Here is a 1,309-nt window from a genome sequence, read left to right as displayed (position 1 = left end):
GGCAGTTTCTAGCGGTCGTTGCAACACGTGGTCGTGTTGATCAGGCCGCGAGCAGTTTATGCAGGCGCTCGGCTGGGGTTTCCCAGCCGAGCGTTTTGCGTGGGCGCCGGTTGAGCTGGTCTGCGACGGCGGTCAGGTGCTCGGGGTCGTGGACGGATAGGTCGGTGCCCTTGGGAAAGTACTGTCGCAGCAGGCCGTTCGTGTTCTCGTTCGAGCCGCGCTGCCAGGGGCTGGCCGGGTCGCAGAAGTAGACCGGGATGTCGGTGGCGAGGGTGAACTCGCCGTGCCGGGCCATCTCACTGCCCTGGTCCCAGGTCAGGGACCGCATCAGCTGGGTGGGCAGGGTCTGAACGGTGGAGGTCAGTGCACCGAGTACTGCTTCGGCTCCGTGGTCGCCCGGCAGGTGCAGGAGCATCACGTAGCGGGTGGCGCGCTCCACCAGGGTGCCGATCGCCGATTTCCCGTCTTTGCCGATGATCAGGTCGCCTTCCCAGTGGCCGGGCAGGGCCCGGTCTGCGGCCTCGGCGGGCCGTTCGCTGATCATCACCATCGGAGTGGCGAAGCGGGGCCGGCGGCAGCCGGCCTGTCGCCGGGGCCTGCGGCGGGCGCGGCCGGAGCGCAGGGCGCCTGCGAGCTCGCGCCGCAGCTGGCCCCGTCCCTGGACGTAGAGCGCCTGGTAGACGGTCTCGTGGACCACGTGCATCTCCGGCCGGTCGGGAAACGTTCGCCGTAGAGCGTGGCATATCTGCTCCGGGCTCCACTTCTCGTCCAGCATCTCCTGGACGGCATCCCGCAGCCCGGGGTTCTGAAGGATCTTGCGGGGCTTGGGCCGGGGCCGGCGGGCATCGGCCCGGGCCTGGGCCGCGTGGGGGCGGTAGTGCCACTGGCCACGCGTACCTTCAGTGCGGTTGCGGCGGATCTCCCGGCTGATCGTGGAGGGACTGCGGCCCAGCTCCACAGCGATCGCCCGCACGGTGGCCTTCTCCCGCAGCCGGTCGGCGATGTGGATTCGCTCGTCTTCCCGCAGGTACCGGGACGGGCCGGAAACCGGTACCACCAGATTGACCGGTGGTACCGGCTTCCGGTTCCGTTCCCCGGAACGGCCGTTGCGCCACTTCCGACCGGTCCGCGCATCGACGCCGACGATCCGGCACGCCTCGGTGTTGCTGAATCCCTGCTTCACGAGCCGGGAGTATGCCTCCCGCTCCCGGAACAGCTTCTTACGCCCCTGCGGAGTCCGGTCCCCTCGAATCTCGAAGTCCATCGCATCCCCTGAGCTGGGGTGCTGCGACGACCACTAGAACCCAAG

Annotated in this window: 1 protein-coding gene; it reads right to left on the bottom strand. The window is 68.9% G+C overall.

From position 1 onward, the window contains the following. Positions 1-40: 40 nt before the first annotated feature. Positions 41-1,264, bottom strand: coding sequence for an IS30 family transposase (locus HCN08_RS34435; RefSeq protein ID WP_167987322.1), 1,224 nt, complete (start codon positions 1,262-1,264; stop codon positions 41-43). Positions 1,265-1,309 lie beyond the last annotated feature (45 nt).

The sequence above is a fragment of the Actinacidiphila epipremni genome, assembly GCF_012034175.1.
Lineage (GTDB): Bacteria > Actinomycetota > Actinomycetes > Streptomycetales > Streptomycetaceae > Actinacidiphila > Actinacidiphila epipremni.
The sequence above is the reverse complement of the archived record's forward strand: the minus strand, read 5'-3'. Positions and strand labels throughout refer to the sequence as shown.

Coding starts and splice junctions, on each gene's coding strand:
- HCN08_RS34435 (WP_167987322.1), bottom strand. CDS start 1,264: ATGGACTTCGAGATTCGAGGGGACCGGACTCCGCAGGGGCGTAAGAAG.